The 19,872-nt window shown below is 41.2% G+C and carries 16 protein-coding genes; 1 reads left to right on the forward strand and 15 read right to left on the reverse strand.

The annotated features are described in order from the left end of the window. Window positions 1–61: 61 nt before the first annotated feature. The 3 genes from QZT18_RS01550 to QZT18_RS01560 are packed head-to-tail and all read right to left on the reverse strand — an operon-like array spanning window position 62 to window position 3,036. Complete coding sequence (locus QZT18_RS01550; protein ID WP_294143718.1) at window positions 62–778, reverse strand: aspartate/glutamate racemase family protein; 717 nt, start codon at window positions 776–778, stop codon at window positions 62–64. 42 nt (window positions 779–820) lie between these two features. Beyond that, window positions 821–2,002: a hypothetical protein gene (locus tag QZT18_RS01555; RefSeq protein WP_294143720.1), complete on the reverse strand. Its 1,182-nt coding sequence runs from the start codon at window positions 2,000–2,002 to the stop codon at window positions 821–823. 17 nt (window positions 2,003–2,019) lie between these two features. After that, window positions 2,020–3,036 (reverse strand): aminopeptidase, encoded by a 1,017-nt coding sequence (locus QZT18_RS01560; RefSeq protein ID WP_294143721.1) that lies wholly within the window; start codon window positions 3,034–3,036, stop codon window positions 2,020–2,022. Between the two features lie 593 nt (window positions 3,037–3,629). Here QZT18_RS01560 and QZT18_RS01565 point away from each other — a divergent pair. Continuing rightward, window positions 3,630–4,649, forward strand: a complete 1,020-nt coding sequence (locus QZT18_RS01565; RefSeq protein WP_294143722.1) for a GntR family transcriptional regulator — start codon at window positions 3,630–3,632, stop codon at window positions 4,647–4,649. Window positions 4,650–4,855: 206 nt separating this feature from the next. On the opposite strand, the gene QZT18_RS01570 is transcribed toward QZT18_RS01565, so the two are convergent. From QZT18_RS01570 to QZT18_RS01625, 12 genes are all read right to left on the reverse strand, one after another. Further along, the gene (locus QZT18_RS01570; protein ID WP_294143723.1) at window positions 4,856–5,452 is read right to left on the reverse strand and encodes a VanZ family protein; all 597 of its coding nucleotides are present in this window, start codon (window positions 5,450–5,452) and stop codon (window positions 4,856–4,858) included. A 564-nt stretch (window positions 5,453–6,016) separates the two neighbouring features. Then, on the reverse strand, window positions 6,017–8,206 hold the full coding sequence (locus QZT18_RS01575) for a hypothetical protein (RefSeq protein ID WP_294143724.1): 2,190 nt from the start codon (window positions 8,204–8,206) through the stop codon (window positions 6,017–6,019). A gap of 157 nt (window positions 8,207–8,363) precedes the next feature. Further along, window positions 8,364–9,485 carry a hypothetical protein gene (locus tag QZT18_RS01580; RefSeq protein ID WP_294143725.1) on the reverse strand — a complete coding sequence of 374 codons (1,122 nt, stop codon included), beginning with the start codon at window positions 9,483–9,485 and terminating at the stop codon, window positions 8,364–8,366. Between the two features lie 32 nt (window positions 9,486–9,517). Further along, complete coding sequence (locus QZT18_RS01585) at window positions 9,518–10,963, reverse strand: oligosaccharide flippase family protein (RefSeq protein ID WP_294143726.1); 1,446 nt, start codon at window positions 10,961–10,963, stop codon at window positions 9,518–9,520. Next, window positions 10,941–11,828, reverse strand: coding sequence for a glycosyltransferase (locus QZT18_RS01590; RefSeq protein WP_294143727.1), 888 nt, complete (start codon window positions 11,826–11,828; stop codon window positions 10,941–10,943). Before QZT18_RS01590 ends, QZT18_RS01585 begins: the two co-directional genes overlap by 23 nt. Further along, entirely contained in the window at window positions 11,825–13,129 is a 1,305-nt protein-coding gene (locus tag QZT18_RS01595) for an O-antigen ligase (protein ID WP_294143728.1), read from the reverse strand. Before QZT18_RS01595 ends, QZT18_RS01590 begins: the two co-directional genes overlap by 4 nt. Then, complete coding sequence (locus QZT18_RS01600; protein ID WP_294143729.1) at window positions 13,107–14,360, reverse strand: glycosyltransferase family 4 protein; 1,254 nt, start codon at window positions 14,358–14,360, stop codon at window positions 13,107–13,109. The genes QZT18_RS01595 and QZT18_RS01600 overlap by 23 nt, the downstream gene beginning before the upstream one ends. 14 nt (window positions 14,361–14,374) lie before the next feature. Beyond that, window positions 14,375–15,742, reverse strand: a complete 1,368-nt coding sequence (locus QZT18_RS01605) for a hypothetical protein (protein ID WP_294143730.1) — start codon at window positions 15,740–15,742, stop codon at window positions 14,375–14,377. Between the two features lie 7 nt (window positions 15,743–15,749). Next, window positions 15,750–16,523 carry a glycosyltransferase family 32 protein gene (locus tag QZT18_RS01610; protein WP_294143731.1) on the reverse strand — a complete coding sequence of 258 codons (774 nt, stop codon included), beginning with the start codon at window positions 16,521–16,523 and terminating at the stop codon, window positions 15,750–15,752. A gap of 13 nt (window positions 16,524–16,536) precedes the next feature. Next, entirely contained in the window at window positions 16,537–17,883 is a 1,347-nt protein-coding gene (locus QZT18_RS01615; protein WP_294143732.1) for a glycosyltransferase, read from the reverse strand. A gap of 26 nt (window positions 17,884–17,909) precedes the next feature. Then, a complete protein-coding gene (cps2T, locus tag QZT18_RS01620; RefSeq protein WP_294143733.1) occupies window positions 17,910–19,070 on the reverse strand; it encodes a beta 1-4 rhamnosyltransferase Cps2T in 1,161 nt (386 codons plus the stop codon). 98 nt (window positions 19,071–19,168) lie between these two features. Further along, window positions 19,169–19,846, reverse strand: coding sequence for a hypothetical protein (locus QZT18_RS01625; RefSeq protein ID WP_294143734.1), 678 nt, complete (start codon window positions 19,844–19,846; stop codon window positions 19,169–19,171). Between the last annotated feature and the right edge of the window lie 26 nt (window positions 19,847–19,872).

The raw sequence follows: 19,872 nt of genomic DNA on the forward strand, positions 1-19,872 counted from the left end.
GTCTCACAAAAACTATCATTTGCTGAAAATAACGGGTCTTTCACCCTGCCGTTCCATCCCGCTACAGTTCTACCGAGGAATGCAGAAAATCAATCAAACCCCGGATATCGAAAACAGGCATCCCCAGCCGTTCCCTGAGTGGGCGGGAATACGGCGCCAGGTTTGTGCATTCTAATAAAAAAAGACTGATTTCCGGCTCTCTCCCCTTTGCCTCCAGGCACAAATTGATTACCTCCTGCTCCACCAACCCGGTATCCAGTTCATACGGCTGTGAGAACGACATAATCCCACGCATAAATTCCGGACAGTTCTCCATGCTGAGCAAAACGCAGCGCTCCCGCTGGTTCTCAGGAAGCCCGTTCAGATAATCATCAATTGCCTCCGTTCTGCTGCTGACAACTACAGCAGCCTTTTTACCGTCCCCTGTCATGTTCAGTAAAAGCGGCAGCAGCAAAATCGCGGATGAAACGACCGGAATCGTAAGCTTTTCACGAAGCTGCTCCTGATAGGGCACCAGAAGGCCGCAACTTGTCGCAATACTCTTGCAGCCCCGTTTTTCCAGCCTTCCGGCTGCTTCAAACAGCTTGCGGAGAGCTTCCTCCGTCCCCTGTTTTGTCAAAGCCTCTGTTTCAGCCAGTTCCACAATCTCGTATTGAACCGGATAGGAAAACGAACGGGCGTTTCCGGGATCGCCTAACGGCCTGGGAAACCGGCAATCCAGCATCACAATTCCGATGTCCGCACCATATATTGCCCGACCGCCTTTTATAACCGCCATAAGTCTCCTTTCTTGCTTCGTTGATTTTGTGCAGTTTTTGTGTTAATTGTCTGCCGCTGCCCCCTCTTCAAGAGCCATCTTCTGATAGGCGGCTTTCAGTTCTTTTGTCATCTCCGCACAGTTTTCCGGAGCGCATTCTTTCCAGCCCAGTCCCAGGCTCTCCCTGATCCAATACTGCTCCGCCTCCGTAAATACGGCCGTCCCGTCTTCCTTTACATAATCGAGTCCGTCCTTTTTCATACCCGCGGTATTAACTTCAAATGCCTCGGCAGCGCTTACGCCTTCCGGCAGCGCCAATTCCTGTCTGTCCCATAAAAGACGGACCGGTGCACCTCCCGGTATTCCCAAGATTCCGGAGCCGTGTCTTACGGTTCCCTCATTGCACACAAGAGCATATGCCGTTTCCACCGCAGAGGCCGCTGTGATGGAAGCATTGTTGCTGACCGGGGCATTCATTGTCTCAACGCCTGTCACATCCGTCGCATAATTGACGAACCCAAACCGTTCCTCCTCTGTGAAATCCTCTGTGATATCACGCTCTCCATAATAAATTTTCAGGATAAAGGGTACTTCATGAGCTGGAAAACGGCGGAGGGCGTGGTGGGCAACGAGACGGATTACAATCTCATTCGGTGACGCGCCCAGTTCCTTAGCCACTCTCAGTGCAATTCCCTGGCTGGTCGAGTCAAGAGTCCCCGCTCCAATAGTCGGCGCAAGGCCTCTCGGGTATAGAACAGGGCCGGCCAGATCCGGTGCCGAAAGATTGACTACCCTGCACCTCGGCGCCGCCTGATGTACCGCCTGCATCAGAGGATAGAGAACCACCATATCCTTGGGCAGGGTATGAGCAAATCCCGGTATCAGCCCCATTCTTTTCTGCCTCTTTTTCATAGCAGGAAAATAAGGATAAAGAGACATTCCTGTTGCGCAGTTGATGAGTAAATCCGGTGACAGGCGTCTGAGTGTCTCAGCGGTCTCCTCGACATTTGACAGATCCATTCCCACCGGCTCTACAATAGAGGGATATCCCCGCATCAATGAACTGGTTTGTGCATTATAGCTGATTGTAGCAAGATTTGCCTGATTTCTGGCAACCACATAGATGGTATCCGCAATCCCCAGGCGGGCCGCAAAAAGAGCGGCATAAGATCCCACTTCCCCTGTAGCTCCGGTAATCATCATGCTTTTTACCCGTTTTTTCATCCCGTCCTTATTCGCATCCATTCTCCATCCTCCTTTGGCTATTTTTTCTCAAACAGTTTCACCAGCGCCGGATGGACAAAAACCCCGTCTCTCATCACCTCTGCCCCATCGTATTTTACGGTGGCTTTCGTCATCAGGCCGTCCGTGTGTCCATTTGCACGTATCACACCTCCAAAACACGGGAGATCGTTGGTGCCAAAGCCAATGTCAAATACACCATACATTCTCTCATTCAAAAACTTTAAGTCACTGAGCTGCCGGATAGCCGGATTGATGCCGAAGCCATAATGACAGGTACGGTAAATATTGGAATCATTGCGGCCGGCAAACCATGCCTCAAACTCTTTCGCCTGCGCCCCTCCGGAAAACTCTTCGATCCTTCCGTCCCTTATTTCCAGTATAATCGGTTCCCTTAAGATTCCAACCGGATAAGCAAACGCGTCAAAAACCACCCGTCCGTTCCATGTTTCTTCCAGCGGAGCCTGCCCTACCACTCCGGCCGGTATATAGGCTTCATCGTGGGGATGTTCCGCCTTGCCCGGGTTTGTCTGCACCGGTCTGCCGCCCAGCTTCGCCCTGATGTCGGTGCCGCCTTCCGATGTGATATGTATCTCCTGTGAAATGCTGATAATTTCTTCGAGTGCAATGCAGATGTTGTCGGTCAGCGTAAAATCGGCCTCATATATCATGTCATGCACCATCTCTTTGGTAGCGCTCATTGTTCCAAGAACCCTTGTCCCGCCGTTCAGCATATCAAGGCAGGTCTTTGTATAAAAATCTGCACTCTCATACGGAATTAAAGGTATCACAAGATCAGCCGCTTTCATTGCCTCCCCCAAGTGGGCCGGTACATCGATATTCTGGACTCCCCGATAGGGCAGAACCGTCAGAACCGGAGCCGCCCCCTTCTGCTGAGCCGCCTCAAATATAGCATTGGCAAGTGTCATGTCCGACGGAGGTTCACATACAATTAAAACCTTTTCTCCGGCCTTCAGCCCTGCTCTTGAAAGATATTTGTGTGCCATCCGAAGCATAAGATCATGGGAATAATTCATATTCATTCCTTCCTTTCACCGATACCGCGCATATAACGATGTCTTCGCCTTATCATGCGCCATTTCCTGTTCCTTCTTCGTTAATTCTGCTCTTTTTACATGCACTGCTTTTCATCTGTCTGTGACCGGCCGGGTTGACAAATTTTCTAAAAACTCCATTTTTGCCTCATTGTTTTCTGGTTATTTTCATAGTATCACAGTAGAAATTGGTTGTCAATAAAAGGTCTTTATTTTTATGCCCCAATATGTATATTTTTTTGTTTTTAAGTCATTATATCGCATTGTGGTATAATCCAATTTAACGTTTTTTACAATTCCTTCCATATATTCATGCTGACAAACACTTTGAAACATGTTACAATAGAAAATATTAAGATACTTTCGGATTATTTATCCATGGATGAACCTGCATTCAATGGCCATTAGCCGGCATAAGTCTGCGGCATTAGTTTGCTGCCTGATATTTAACCTATCAGTAATTGAACGATAAATATTCGGTTGTTAAATACTTCTAAGTCATAGTTTCCATTGTAAAAAGTAACCATTCGATAACTGCTTGCATTATAATCTATAAATAAAAGGAGAATTGAAATATGAGCTGTGCCATTTCTCTCACAATCGATAAATCACAGAAATCCCCTGCCTACAAGCAGGTGGCTCAGCAAATCAGCGAACTGATTCGGACAGAGCAGCTCCATCCCGGCGATCGGCTTCCCACTGAGCGCCAGTTAAGCCAGGATACGGGAATTGCCCGCGGCACGATTAAAGCCGCCTACGCCCTTCTGCTTGAATCCGGGAAAATTGAGACAAGACGCGGCAGCGGCTCCTTTGTCGCCTCCAAAATGTCGGCAAACTCCATTGAATTCATACGCCGGGAAATCAGGAACATGTTGGAAAAAATCAGTGATCTGCAGATTCATCCCGATGATCTGCTCGGAATTTTCCAGGATGAATTAAAACAGCTCCCTCAAACCGCTGCTCCGGTCAACATTGCATGGATTGACTGCTGCGATGAGTGCGTATGGGCTGCCAAACGGCAGCTTCAGCCGATCGACGGAGTCGGCTTTGCAGGATATCTGCTAAATGATGTAGCGGCAACTCCCACACGCCTGTGGGACAGCTTCGAACTTATTATCACAACCACCAATCACTTCCGTCTGCTTACCCAACTGCTGCCGGGCTGTCTGGAGAGGTTACAGCAGGTTACAATGGATCTTTCCAGGGACTCCGCAATCAGCATTGCCCAGATACCGGCCGGAAGCCGCGTCATCACGCTCTGCCGGAATCAGACCTTCAGTGATATCATGCAGGAGCAGCTCCGTGACTTTGACAATCTGCCATCGGTTCTCCATTTTACCGACGATGATCACGATGAGACGATTAAGCGTCAACTGCAAAAGGCCGACTATGCGATTGTCTACGCCGACTATGCCGGAAGCGGACGCAAAGGAATCTGCCAGGCTTTGGAACGTTTTACTGAAAATGGTGGAATTATTATACCTTTCGATTACCGCCTTGACCGCGGATCGATACTGCATATTAAAGAACTGGTCTGGAAGTCCAGGGAGAGCTGTGGAGAATGGGAGGTGGAGAGGAATGATGGGGGTGAATAACCTTTTTGCTATATGAATGCTGCTATGCAAATTCTGCCATGCGAATACTTCCATGCGAATACCTGCATGCGAATACTGCTGCTATATGGATGGTAAATAGAGCGAATGATAAAAAGAATGTTAAAAAGAGCAGATAAAAACTTGATTATTCTAGTTTTTGTCTGCTCTCTCTTTATCAGTCTATTCAATTATATTAGCCGGATATCTTAATCGGAACGGCGGCCGAATAGAATACATAACAATTTGAAAATCAGCCATCCGGCCAGCGTCCCCAGTGTGTTCATTACCACATCGTCGAGCTGGCAATGGCCTCTCTGCGTCAGGTACTGCGCAGTCTCCAGCGATACACTTGCCAGAAAACCGCTCATAATACAAAGCCAGGCTCCGGCGCCTCTGCCAAACGGCCTGATAAGAACCGGCAGAAGAATTCCCCAGGGAATGAACATGATGACGTTTTCTATTACATAGGCATTGCCCTGCGGGCTGTGCCCCCATGTGCCGAACAGCTCCAGGTCTACGGAAGTCCTGGATCCTGGCGGGCGGGAAAAGAATGCTTCCTGAAGAAGGACGGTCAGGTAAGCGGCGAAAAGAAACAGTACACAAATATGCAGGGCGATTTCACCCGCTGTTTTGTTACTGCCTATACGCGGCTCCTTTTTAGTCCATTTTATTATGAATAAAAGAAAGAATCCGGCAGCGGCGGCGGCCAGGCCGATGAGGACGGCCTGGGGCAGATAGCTTACCGGTTCTTTCATGTCCTGGAGCATATAGCCCCAAAGTTTCATTTTGTTTCGTATTGTCATATTTCTATTTTTTACCAGTCTGTTTGATTTTATTCATTTTGGCTGTGGCTCTTGTCTCTTGTCGGGGAACCGGGCTGTCTGAATTAGTTATTTTATTTATTATAGTGAATTAGGAAGGTGGAGTCAATAAGATAAATTACTGTGCTTCTACAGTTCATTATCTATATCAAGATTTGCCTATATCAATAAAACAGCAAAATTAAGTTTATTATTTTTCTCAAATTAATGGTTGTATGGCAATCGTGAAATTATCTTAAAAGCACTCTATCTTAAGCTAAATACCATGAAAGATGTCAGCCTGAGCCTAAACTTTACCCAATATTACATTTTCCATTTAAAAGAGAGCATTGAACAAATTACTGCCTACTGTACAATGCCCTCTTTTCTGCTTTTATATAACGCTATTCCTCCTTTCCGCCCCAGCTTTTTTAGGTTACTTGTCCTGAGGCTTTATTATAAACAACAAAATGCTCGCTCCGCAAACCTTTCATTGCCAATAAAAAGTACAGCCCGATTGCACTTTTTATTATCTCTTGAAAAAACACTTGTCTTTCCAGCATGCGCCTATGAAGAATACGCTTCTGTCTCCGGAACCTGAATTTCCGCAATTTCATTTGAATTAGATTCTAGAATTCTCCCATTAGAACCAACTTTCCACTCGCAGCCACCACTATCTTTTACCTTTTTGTTTTTTACCATTTTGCCTGATTCACTAATCACGCGCAGACCTTTTCCCGGGATATCAAACACTTCATATTTTGATCCTTTCTCAGCCGTCTGGAGCTTTCCTTTATAGTAAAAATATCCTCCCTCAATACCTGTTACCCCTTTTCCATTTGGGCTGAACCTATATTTAGCCACCTTTCCGGTTTCTGGCTCTACAATATTGCAAATTCCGTCCACTCCGGCCAGATTTCCATCCTCCGGTCCAAAGTAATAAACTTCATTTTCAATTTCTAATAAGCCGGCTCTGGTATGACCTTCTGCATCAAACGCATATCTTTTCCCGTCGATTTTTTCTATCACGTATTTTCCTGCCGATGCAAAAACGGGTTCTCCGCTTCCTTTTAAGTAGTACCAAAATTCCCCTGATGGTCCATCCAGCTCATCCGGCTCTACTGTTTTCACCCAATCATTCTTTGCTAATTGTCCTATAACATGCCCCTCTCCAGTTTCCTTGTAAAGATAACGAAAGCCCTTAATTGAAGGTGATATGTTTTTCATCCTTATCCAGCCCCTCTGCATAATCCCATAGGTGTCAAAGATATAGCCTACTCCTCCCACCGTACTCTCGGTATAAGTGCCGGAAGTACACGCTCTTTTCCTGCCTGAGGTCTCTGAAAAATAGAACCAAGCTTGCTTTCCGAATTTTTCAAAATGAGCTGCAACACGGTCATTGTCGTCAATCCATTCATCCTCAATTTCCAGCCACTGCCAGCCATGACGGAGCGCTCCGTCCTCGCCTAAATAATATTTCTTATCATCAAACCATTTAGTGGCCATATTCCCGCTTTCATTTAGGTAATAGACCTTGTCATCAATGGAATACCAGCCGTTTTTTTGAATGTTCCCATTTTTATCTGTATGGTACCAGTTGGTGTACTCCGTGCCATCCGCTCTTGTCCCGTCAATACTAAACCATGAATCTTTACATAAGACCCCGTCTTCATCAAAATACTGCCTTCCTCCTTTTTCTGTTGTCAGCCATCGTTTTTTATACATCGTTCCATTGACATCAAAATAATACGTTTTCCCATCCACCTCACAATAGCCCCCCTTGAAAACCGCACCATTCTCATCGGCAAGATACCAGCTATCAGTAATTACCCCTGTCTGAGTGTTCGTACTGGAAATCTTAAACCACCCATTGCTTTGGAGTACACCATTTTCATCCAGATAATAACGATGCCCGCTGCCATCTACAAACCACCGTTTTCGGAAAGAAAATCCATTTTGATCAAAATAATACGTTTTTCCATCCAACCTGGCAAACCCATTTCTCAAAATCACGCCGTCCGTTCCCGCGTAATACCAGTTTTTATACTCCTCTCCATTCCCATTTATTCCGTGGATGGCAAACCAGCCGCTTTGCTGCCGGACTCCATTCTCATCTACATAATATCGTTTCTCATCTATATTAACCCAACTCTTACATGGCGAGTTGGCTCCCGGATAAAAATAATAATATTTGCCTTCCAGGTTAAACCAGCCGTTACTCAGAAGAACCCCTTCACTATCCGCATAGTATCTGTTAGTATAGGAAGCGCCGTATGAATTGACACCGGACAGTGTAAACCAGCCATTTTCCTGGCGGGCGCCTTCCTCATCTACATAATAGCGCTTTCCCTCCAAAGTCAGAAATGTCTTTTGGGGTGAATTTCCGCCTCCATAAAAATAGAAGTTTTTTTCTCCTATCTTGTGCCATCCGTCCTTTAAAATGGCCCCGTCTGCCCCAGCGTAATACCACGTTGTGTTCACTTTATCCAAAGGATTATTTGGAACACTATCAAAACAGAACCAAGCATTCACATAGCGCCTCCCGTCTTCCCTGACGTAATAGCGCTCCCCCTCGAAATTAATCCAGCAATTTACCGAAACCCGGCCGTTACCATCTACAAAACGCCAGCTGCCATCCGGCCATTGCACCCACTGATTTACTGTTTTTTTCTCATCCTGCAGATAGTACCACTGTCCGTCACCATTCTGCTGCCAGCCATCTGCTGCTAATGTTTTTGTTGCCGCCAGAAATATCATAGCTGCCGTAAGAGAGATGAGATGCAGCGTGCATAATGTCTTCCTCGTTCTTAAAACAAGCATTCTTCTTCGCCCGGGCTTATTCATCATAAATCTTTATCCTCCACAGTATCCATTTATTCTTGTGATAAATGATATTTATCAGAATCGTATTAAATCATGTTTTGTTTAATTCCTGAAGTAGCCTCAATCTCAATTCCATATTTTTAATTTCCGCCTCATTATCGCAGTTTGTTCTGGACAGATATAAATTAATAATTTCAAGTAAATATAACTTAAAGGCAAAATCCACTTCCACGCCCAGACATTCTAATACTTTGAATATTCTCTTTCGTTTTTTCAGTATATGTTCTGGACTGTTATGATGAAGAAATATTTCGGCTTGAACATAAAAATGGAAGGCGTCAAGATAAGGGGGATACGTCTTTTTAAAATATTCAAAATCAAACGCACACAAATTTTTCTTGCATATTGCGGTATTCCATGGTGTAAAATCTCCGTGATAGAAGGAGAACTCAACATATGGATTTTCTCTATAACGGTCTTCTACATAACCGATAGCGGTAACCACTATTTCTTTTTTCTTTTCATTTAACTTCTGGCAATTTACTTTTAAGTCGTTGAGCATCTGGGCATAATCCGATTGATTAAACCGTATCTTTACTCTGGTTTTACAGTATAGAGTATACAAAAAATGAAGGCTATATTTAGAAAATGAACCTTCAATACGAAAGCAGGATCTCTTTACATTACTTTGAATAAAAATTTCTAAACCATTAAGTGTTTTCCTTTCTATCACCCTGGGGATATTTTTAACACCGCATTCCCTCAGATACATTAACGCATCACACTCTTTATCAAACAATATACCAACTTCGTTATTATCCGATACCTTGCAGTATGCCTTTACTTCACTTTCCCGGCTAATTTGTAACATAACTTTCTGGTGGACAGATGGGGTCCCGCCAAAGTATGATATCCCATAGTCATTGCCAAAAGTACTGTCTAAAAATTTTTTAATGTCTTTCTCTAAACTGATTTTTTTCTTTTTTACCCCTAATATCTCTGAAATAACCTTCCATTTATGTACATAAGGGAATATTCTTTTCAGGAATCTCCCTTTAAACGCTGTGGGTTGGTATATTTCAAAAGCGGTTTTCAAATTTTTTTCATTAAGCAGCCACTCTTTTCCTGATGAATTAATGATGTCATAATAATACCGGCCTTCTGCATCCGCGCATACAATCTTGTCAAGTAAGTTCACTTCTTCCCCTTTCAAAATGTATCTCTCGATAATTTAAGCAATAAGTATCACCATTTATGCTTTTTTACCAAGCTGTGTACATTCTTCATAAAAAAGTCATCTTTTAATAGAAATAAAAAAACAATATAGGTTACTATCCCCACAGAGATAAGGACTATCAAAGAGCTTATTTTAATGGACATTTGCCTTTGTAACAGCAGTAAAATAACGAACATTCCGATTGCAGAGAGCCAATTTTTCCATGAGCTTATCAATAAAACCTTTAAATCAATTTGTCCCCGTTTTACTGTATAAGCAATCATAAAAAGTGCGCCAAAACATTCCGCCGAAACGGAAGCCGCCGCTGCGCCTAGTGAAAAAAAACGTGGAATAAGAAAACTGTTTAAAAAATAATTCAGTATCGCGCTAAACACAACTGCAAACGTATATATTTTTTGTTGTTTAGTAGGTATTAAAAATTGACAGCCAATTACATTGCTGAGTGAAACCGGTATAATAATTAAACTGTATACCGGTAACAATACCTTAATTTTTTCAAAATCCGATCCAAAAAATACAGGGACAAAAATCCGCACTGTTCCTGCAATGCCAAACAGTAAAGGAATTCCCAACAGCCAAACGAATTGAAATGAGCCTTTCAGATATTCCTTCATAAGTGAATAATTTTTATCTGCAAAAACTTTGGCGATCCTTGGTATCATTACGGTTCCAAGAGAAGTGACTATTGCCAATGCCAGCCTGACAATTTTTTCAGTCTGTTCGTAATAGCCATTTTCCATTAAAGACGGTGCCGATATGCCAAGCATCGTTTTATCAAGAACCGTATATATCTGAACTGCCACGGCCGGTATGAACAGAGCAAGTATTTCCTTGAAATTTGAAAATGGCTTTACTGTTTTAACCGATATTTTATTTATATACTTTGGCAGATAAATCCATATTGATAAATTTCCCACCAACGTCAGTAGTGACAATAACAGCGTATATTTCCACACATCTTCCGCTGTTTTTATCAGGGCAAAGATTAATACAATGTTTATTATTTTAACCAATGCATTTCTAAAAACAATTGTTTTGAAATCTTCCAATCCCTGAAAAAACCAGGTTACATCAAACAGGACAGAAATCAGATACAGCAATTGAATCACTGCAATCTCTTTGTTATCCTGAACAAAATTAAATAGATAGAATAAATAAATAGTAACACAGCTCAAAGTAGAGATAACCCTGAAGATAAGTATTTCATAAAAAGCCCTGCTTCTTCTTTCCTTATCTTCCTGATAATAAGCAATGGTTCGTTGCCCAAAAGTTGATGTTCCCATAACCGCCACAAGAACAAAATATGAAACAATTGAATACGTATAACTGTAAATCCCGATACCATCGGCCCCTAAAACTCTTGAAATATAGGGGGTGGTTATTAAAGGTACTATCATAATCAGAATTTGGTAAGATGTATTTAAAATGTAATTATATTTTATGCTGTTTTTCATTCGTTTTTACTCTATTCTTAAATCGATGATTTATATGCAATCCCAAGCCCATCAAATAATTTTCCATGATAGCCAGTATTTTTTGAATCATATTGAATTCGCTGTAGTTACTTATATAGTAATTCCGGCTCTTTGCTTTCATCTGCATCCTTTTATTTATATTTCCTTTTGCACCCGCAAAATGTTCATGATTCGCCGTAATTTCCTTTATATATAATTCTTTACGGCAATGTTTCCTCACCTGTTTTGCTAAGATAGCTTCTTCGCAATACATAAATACATTTTCATCCAGAAAACCAATATCAACTAAAAAGTCGGCTTTAATAAAAAAGCAGCATCCTGAAACTTTTTCACAATACCCTGTTCTGTCCGGCATTAGATACCAGTTGAAATTTTTAAATAACCTGGCCTTTAACACCTGCACAGGCCATAAAAATTCTTCCCAAAACCCAGGTTCTCTCTGTGGATTCTGTCTGGTACCATCCGGTAAAATAATGTTGCTGGCCGCGACGGCGGCCTCCGGCCATTGTTCAAACCGGCTGCTCATATAAGAAATATAGGCTCTGTCCCTCAGTTCGACGTCCGGATTAATAATCAGACACCAGTCGGCTCCTGACATCACCGCCTTTTTTAAGCCGATATTATTTCCTGCAGAATAGCCTTTATTTTCTTTGGAAAATATCAGATCCACGTTAAATTCACTGCTGATTTTCTCCAAATTTTCTCTTTCACCAATTTTAGATGAGGCATTATCAACTAAAAGAATATTTAAATTGGGGTAATCTTGCCTGCGTAAAAACTGTATGCATTTTTTACAGTCAGCGCTATTGTTATAATTTAAAATGATTACTTCTATTTTTTTCATGCTTCCCCCCCTTCTGCCATAAATGCCTTTCTCCAAAAATGTATATATGCAGCTATTCCAAACGCAATCCAACACTCCGGAACATACATCGTTCCACTCGTAAAACCAATCGTAAAAATATATACAATAATTGTCATCATACTTTCAGCCACTGTTGCAAAAAAATCTTCATTGTCTCTCTTTAAGCTGTGAGCTGTGCCAGCCATTAATTTAAATGTACACCATATGGTGATAATCCAGGCTGCCGCCGTAAAAACACCTGTTCCGGAAAGCAATGTTATAAATTCAGTGCCTCCGGTCCTTGTAAAAACCTCGCCCGCCTGCAAATACGCATATGTTTGTCCAAAGCCTACCCCAAATAAAAATGTCAGAGGACTTTGAAGCCAAAATTTAAGACCGGAAGAAATTGCCTCCAATCTGAATCCTCCCGACCCATCCTCCCTTAATTCGCTGGCACCAAATACAAAAAAATTCTGTAACTTTTCTAAAGAATAACCGCCAATTTTTATGATTTTGCAGGAAAGAAATATGTATATCACTGTTCCTATCATGAGCGCTACAAAAATTTTTTTCATCACCAAATTACTTTGCCCCTCCCTAATATAGAATATCAGTAATACAATGATCGCTGCGAGCAGAGCATAGGTTGCCGCCCGGGTAGGGGAAATTACCAAAGTAAGAACAGAGGCGCAAAAAAGAATTTTCTTTTCTGCGTTCGCATTCTCCCTCAACATAAAGGGGATAGAATATGCCGCAGCAAAGCAGGCCAATTTACCATGCGTATTCGCTTCCGTCCTGAAACCGGCAATTTGGAATTGCGATAACTGGGTTTTACCCACTTCAGTAAAAGCCAGTTTATATCCTGTAAAACGGAATAAGGCTAAGGCAAACAATCCAAATAATAAACACAGTAGCAAAACATGGTCAAAATATTTCATAAATTTTGTAAATGATATTTTTCCGCTGTTTAATACAAGATATATTATGAAGGCTCCTATTACATTGAGAAATAAAGAAACCGTTGCTGCCATAGAACCTTTCAAGTCTGTACTGAATATATTACTCACCAGCAGGATGCCACAAAAAAGCAGCATATTTCGCATAATGCAATTATCAATTAATCTTTTAAATCCATGCCCCATACAACAAAATAAAATAAAATTCACAAAATAATAGATTCGCATATTGCCGCCAAATAAAGTGAATGCCCAAAGCTCTGTTGTAAACAGTAAAAAAAGATAAAGAACCCAAAAATCGCTTTTTCTGATTTTTAAGTCATTAAAGCTTACTATATCCAGCACCTCCTTTATCTATGACTTTTAATATATCTTCAATCTGCTCGCCCTTCCTCTCCCAGGTAAACTTTTGTAACATCCGCAGCCTGCCTGCCGCCCCCATTCTTTCCCTTAGCGGCTTATCTATAATGAGAGTATCCAAATATTCCACAGTTTTTCTTAAAATATAATCATAAGACAGCGGATCGATGCGAAATGCACATTGGTTGTTGGTGATAATCTCCATCCCCGTCCATTTTAAACATACAACCGGGAGTCCGAGAGCCATTGCTTCCATTAAGGACCACGAACCGCCTTCTTTCAGACTGGGAAATATAAAAATATCTGACATACTCATTATTTCCAAAACATCATTTCTGGGCATTTCTCCTATAATCGAAATATCTTCATCCAAGCCACAATTTTTTATCCTTTTTTTCATGTTTTTATACTCGCTGCCGGAACCTATGATTGTCAAATGTATATTTCTTTGGCTGTCACGCAGGTACTTTATACTGTCTATCGCTATATTCATATTTTTGATCGGTATAAGTCTCCCAACTGTTATGATTTTAGTACAGTTATCCTCTCTTTTACTGGCTTTCCTCAATGAAAATATTTCATCCGACATAGCAGTTTCTAATATTACTTGTGTCTTGTCGCGGTATTTTCCTGGAACTGCTAATACATTCTGCTTCGTTCTGCAGAGGATTGCCACTGCTTTCCTGCTTGGTATATAGACAAGTGGATTGAACATTGTGGTTCTAACCAATAAAAAACGGAATTTTTGTAAAAGTTGCTGCTTAAGAGGCAGAGTCTTTATCATCTGCTCAGGTACAGCATCTGCGCCGCCAAGTGGCCCCCAGATAAAAGGGACTTTAAAAAATGGCAGAAAGGTCGGCATCCACAGACTGCCAAAACTTAAATGCATAGAATAATCAAATTCATGTTCGCTTATTAACCTTCTGACTAACCGAATAATTCCAATTTGCCAAAACCAATAATACAAATAAAGCCCTTTTTCTCGTTTTTTTACCTTCCTTAACAGTTTGCAAGTGTCGTAATAATAAAAATGAAGATTTTCAAAAAGTTGTTCCGGAATACTCATCTCTATCTTATCTTTATCGTTGCTGCGAGTAATAATGAACAGCTCATTATACCTGGCCATCTGCAAAACCCAGTTCCAGCCAACGCCTGCTTCAGAACCGCGATTTGGCTCACAACCATATGCACTCACAAGTATTTTCCTTTTTTTCATGAAGTCGGGTCTCCTTACGTCTTATATGTATACCTGGAAATAATCTTTTCCGCAGCCTCATCGACCATTTCTTCAATACTTCTGCAGGCGTTCAACTTAATAAATTGTTTTCCCCGCCTGCTTAACCTTTCAAACTCTTTCAACTGTCTATTGATTTCTTCCAGAGATAATTCCTGCTTTCGCTTATAAATTACTTTTGCATCTGCTTCTAATATGAAAACCATGTGCGGCTGTGGAACTAATCTTGTAAAAACGCTTCGTACGGTCTCAGGAAGATTAATTCTGGAGCGAAGTGGATCCACAATAAAGTCGTATGCATATCTGTCAAAAATTGTGAATTTGTCAAACTGTACATCTTTTCTTACACAAATTACCGTGCCCACAATATAGTCTAACCAGTAGTATGAAATGCGTATAAACGAGCTAACCGGGTTTGCCGGTTTATTTCTATGGGGACAGGTAAAATCTTTATCCTGTTCCATTACCCCCATCCTTTCCCCTACCGCCCCCAGATTCGGAAATAGACCCGGCCTGAAATGATATATGTGCATCTTTTCTATGTCACAGACAAACATTTGTGCAAGCAGGACACATAGCTCATTGATAAACGTAGTTTTACCTGTTCCATCAGGAGCTTCGACCGCGATAAATTTTCGGTATCTGTTTGGACATACACCTATGCGATACAATTTTTCCATCCAAAACTGTAAAACATTACAACTTGTCTTGAACGGTCTTCTTTTTAATGCAATCTTTTTTGAAACTTTTGATATTTTCTTTGAATGTTCAAGAATCTGGGCATAATTTTTATCTTTTAACGCATTAATCACTATCCGGGACTCTTTTTCGTCCAGCACTGAACGCAGAATCATGTCTATATGCTCGGCGCTATTTTTGTAACCTTCTTCAATTTTTAATACATACTTATTCTTCAGTTCTTTACAGCCGATTACTTTATATAAAAGCAACATGACGATATCATACGCCTCATTCAAAACCCTGTATCCATTATACTCAACTGTATTTTTATAGAACAAATCAAATGGTATTATTTCAAAACCTTTATTTAAGTAACCTTCAATTAAATCTATGTGTATTGCAAACTTTGTGTCCAAGTCAATCCCAAACCAGCACCTGACTCGTTCATATTTCACCGTGTAATAATTTGGTACGGCAAATTGTTTAAATATCTTTAATAAAATTCTTTCAGCAAGGGCATATTTCCTCGGACGGACAATAATATCCACATCTTTCGAATCATTTCTTTCCGGCAATCCCCCATAATTTCTTAAAATAAAATATTCTACTTCAGCGTTTCCCAGTTCCTTTAAAAAGGTATCAAGAATATCCGAATGCCTTTTTCCCCAGAAATATTCCACCATACCTTATCTACCTCATTTTGTTTCTTAATTCCGCTTCTAAATTTTTTACGGTATCCTCATCCAATATTGTTAATAATATTTCCCGTGTCTTGCGCAGCAAAGGTCTGAAGACATTTCTCCAGATCAAACTGTTTCCCCTTTTCTTTTCTTTCTCGCTTAACCAACTTCCTGAAAAGTGGTGTATGACCGCTGAATGTTCGGTAACCTTAAATTCATTTTTTCCGATTCTTTTTGGACAAAAATATTCTCTCTTATAAATATGTATCCCTTTTAACCTCTGCTCCCTGTCTTCACTCTCAAATCCATTTAAAACTAATAATTTATAAAGGATTTTGACATTGGTTGTCATATCCATATAACCCTTTTCATTGATAAATGGATTAGCATGATAATAATCCAGCATCGCTCCGAGAATTGCATTATTTTTTTCTGCCCCTATAATACCGGTTCCTACCATTGTTCTATTCTCAAATCCGATAAACGCTTCATTTTCCAAAAATTCATCTAAATTTCTGAGGACTTCAACATCTGTATCCAAATAAATCCCGCCAAACCTGTAAAGTGCATTGATACGTACATAATCACTTACAAAAGCATATTTGCCACAGCTATAGGCCTGCTTTACATAATCAACGCTTTTAACATCAAATGTTGCTTCATTCCAGAAAATAATCTCATAATCAGGCAAATGCTGCTTCCATGATTGAATACATTTTTTTTCCATGTCCGGTATAGGGTTCGGCCCAAACCAGCAATAATGAATGATTTTAGGAATGCTCATCCTATCAGTCTCCTCATATGTACAGCCGCTCTATGTCTCTTACAGAAGGCGCCGTGAATTTTTTTATATTATTTAGATTCATAAGCCTGCATTTCGTCTTATCCCCAAGCAGTTGTAAAATGGCCTCTTTTAAAGCTTCTTTATCTGGCGCTATGACAATTCCGTATTCTTTTTTAATTAAATCTTTCGCGCCTACATTCTCACTTACCAGTACAGGTACGCCATGGCTCAAAGCCTCCAATACCGTAAATCCAAATGTTTCATAACAAATACTCGGTGCAATCAGCAGATCCGTTTCCTCAAAAATCTTTTTCAGTTCATCATACTCGTAACCATCCTGAATAATCATATAGGGGGATGGCGATTCAATATGTTCAATAATCCGCAGACTGAAATTATGTTTTTCCTGCGCCCATATTTCGTCGAGGGCGTCTTTTATAATAGTGCTCCCTTTGAATGGCTTAAAAGGCGATAAAAATGATATTCTCAGATCATCTGAATCAAATGCTTTAATGATCCGGTTATCCTCAATCCCCCTATGTGAAATTGGAATCACACTGCTGTTTTCGGGGATAAAATACCTCATGTAGACTTTTTGTGTTACAGATGAATTAAAGTGGATGACATCTATTCCGGTAAGCATACTTAAATAGAACTGCCTTAAACTTTGATAGTCCGTTTTCTTTATCGTCTCTTTTACTTCTGATTTGCTGTGTTCTTTCAGAGCGGCCGGAGCTGTCGCAGCGGATTGCAAATAAAAATTGCACCTGTGTTTTTTGCGGATTTTTTTTACCGGTCCGCAATTTTTTATTTTTCTGTAGATTGGTGATTGCAATAATTTGATTTTGGACTGCGCGAGCCCTTTGTTGTTACAGTTTATACAGTCCACGCATTCATGGTCGCAATCGCAGACTGAGCCTTCACGGTACAGGGTAACTTTCGGACAAATCCCGTAATAATCATGTGTTGTAAACAAGGTCTTTACGCCGGCTTTTTGAGCCGCCGTAATCCACTCTTTGTGAAGTCCCATTAAAGTATGGATATGAAGAACATCAGCTTTATAGCTCCTTAAAAATTGTTCACAAATTTCACTATCGCCGTCGGTCATATAATATTCGATGTCCCGGACTCCTTCATCCATGGGTACGGGAAGTGGATTTATAATTTCATAGCTTTCTAAACCATAGTTATCTTTTCTTTTAAGCACACTATTTTTCTTTAAAAAGTTAATTTCTCCCGGCCACAGTAATCCTACCCTGTTCCCCTGTTCTTTCTGGGTCAGCATTAAATCGAGGCAGTATTTTGTCATTCCTCCTGACCGATATGGGGGAAATCCCAGTGAATAATGTAAAATTCTCATTTTATCGTTTCCTTAACCATTACTTGTTACTTTGCCGCAAGAAATAAAGCTTTATATTTATCCGCAATAAAATTCCAACTGTAATCGGTCATTATTTTACGTTTTGCCTTTTTACTTAAAGCAGCTCTTTCAGCTTCCGTCAGTTGCTCAGCCTTCTCAATCATCCCTGCTAAGCAGCCAGGTGTTTTAACCCAATACACAGCTCCGTCTTCCGCCACTTCACGATTAAAGCCAACATCTAGAAGTAAATTCAGGCCCGTACTTCCCAATGCCTCCAACAAGCTGGGATTAGTGCCTCCCACCTCATGGCCGTGGAGATAAGCATATGCATTTTCACGAATCTTCATTAACAGTTCCGGTTCGTAAATTGTTCCCACAAATTTTATCCGAACATCCTTATCAAATCCCGTCTTCGTTTTTAGAACTTCAAGAAATTTTTCACTAACATTTGTTATAAGTACAAAATCTTTCCTGGAATTACTTTTCATAAATTCCCGAATCATTATTTCATAATTATTTTCCGGTACAAATCTTCCAACAACCAGATAGTAATCTCCTGGGCGTAATCCTTTTTGCTCATACCAGCTGATCAGTCTTTCATCATTATCTGAAACCGTACTCTGTCTTGTCTCGGCCCCATATGCAATATAAACCGTATCCGGATTATATTTCAGATATGTCTTCCTGATATAGGATTCTATATTTTTGCTGTCGCAAACCAACAAATCCGCATTTTTTACCATCATACGTTCTGATATCTTCCAATATCTGCGAACTGGCAGGCTCCATTTTGCCCTCATCCATTCATGCCCGTCAGGATTCACGAACATTCTGCCGCCAAGCTTATGTATTTTTTTCCGGTAATATCGGGCATACGGACCTATTCTGCAGGCTAAAATGTAAACAATGGGATTTGTTATATTATTTTGCTTTATATAGGCACAGATACTTTTCAATGCAGCAACGTCATAATAAATTGCCTGCGCCGCTCCAATATCGGGAACTGCAATTTTAAAACACCGCGCATTATGATACTCATATTCCCCATACTCCGTACTTTTACACGCCACATGGTATTTCAACTCTTTGTTGTCTTTATGGTACTCTGTCAGTTTATCCACAAAGGTTTCGTAGCCTCCATAAGCACTCGGAATTCCTTTTGAACCGACAATAAATATATGCTGCATGTAACTTCTCCTATTTTTAAAATCAACTGGATTTATCCGTAATACCATACATGCTTTTGGGGATAGTTTGTATCCGCAAAAAGCATGTACGCCTTCATTTACTTATTCCTATACACCACCGTAAACGCCGTATCGCTCCCCAGCGTCACCGTCACCTGTTTTGTCGCATAATCAATCGCTGCCGGAGCCATAAACTCCCACTTTTTCGTTACCGTGTTATAATAGAGCAGCTGCACATCATTCAGCCCTTCCACCAGATTCGGCACATATAAGCTGACGGTAACTTTTTCATCCACTTTTGTCTGAGTGGCTGCATCTGTCATTACCAGCGTCTGTACCGGAATCAACGGATTATAGCCAACCGTCTCCGGTGTGCCAATCGCGCGGTAGAGCGGGGTCGTTCCCGAGTTAATTGTGTTGATCGTCTCTACGACATTTTGAGAGAAGCTCTCCTTCATCTCATCATTGGATGCAAAGCGAATCTCCATATTTCCAACCGTGATGGAATTGCCGGCTGAACCCGATCCGCCTCCTGCGGTTCCCCCTGTTGCAGTACCTCCTGCCAGGCCTCCGCTTCCGGTCGCCGCCCCGGTAATTCCTGCGCCCGCGCTGCCGGTCGTGTCAAGTGGTTTAGAACTTGAATTGCTGTCATCCCGATCTTTTGACGGTGTCACCACCGGCTTTGTATTTGGGCTTGGGTTCACAGCCCCCTGGGCCATCACCGGCTGAGCCATCATCATTGCTGCCAATACGATACCAATATACCTTTTCTTCATAACTTATCTCCTTCCTTAACAAGCTG

The organism is uncultured Clostridium sp. (assembly GCF_900547735.1).
Lineage (GTDB): Bacteria > Bacillota > Clostridia > Lachnospirales > Lachnospiraceae > Otoolea.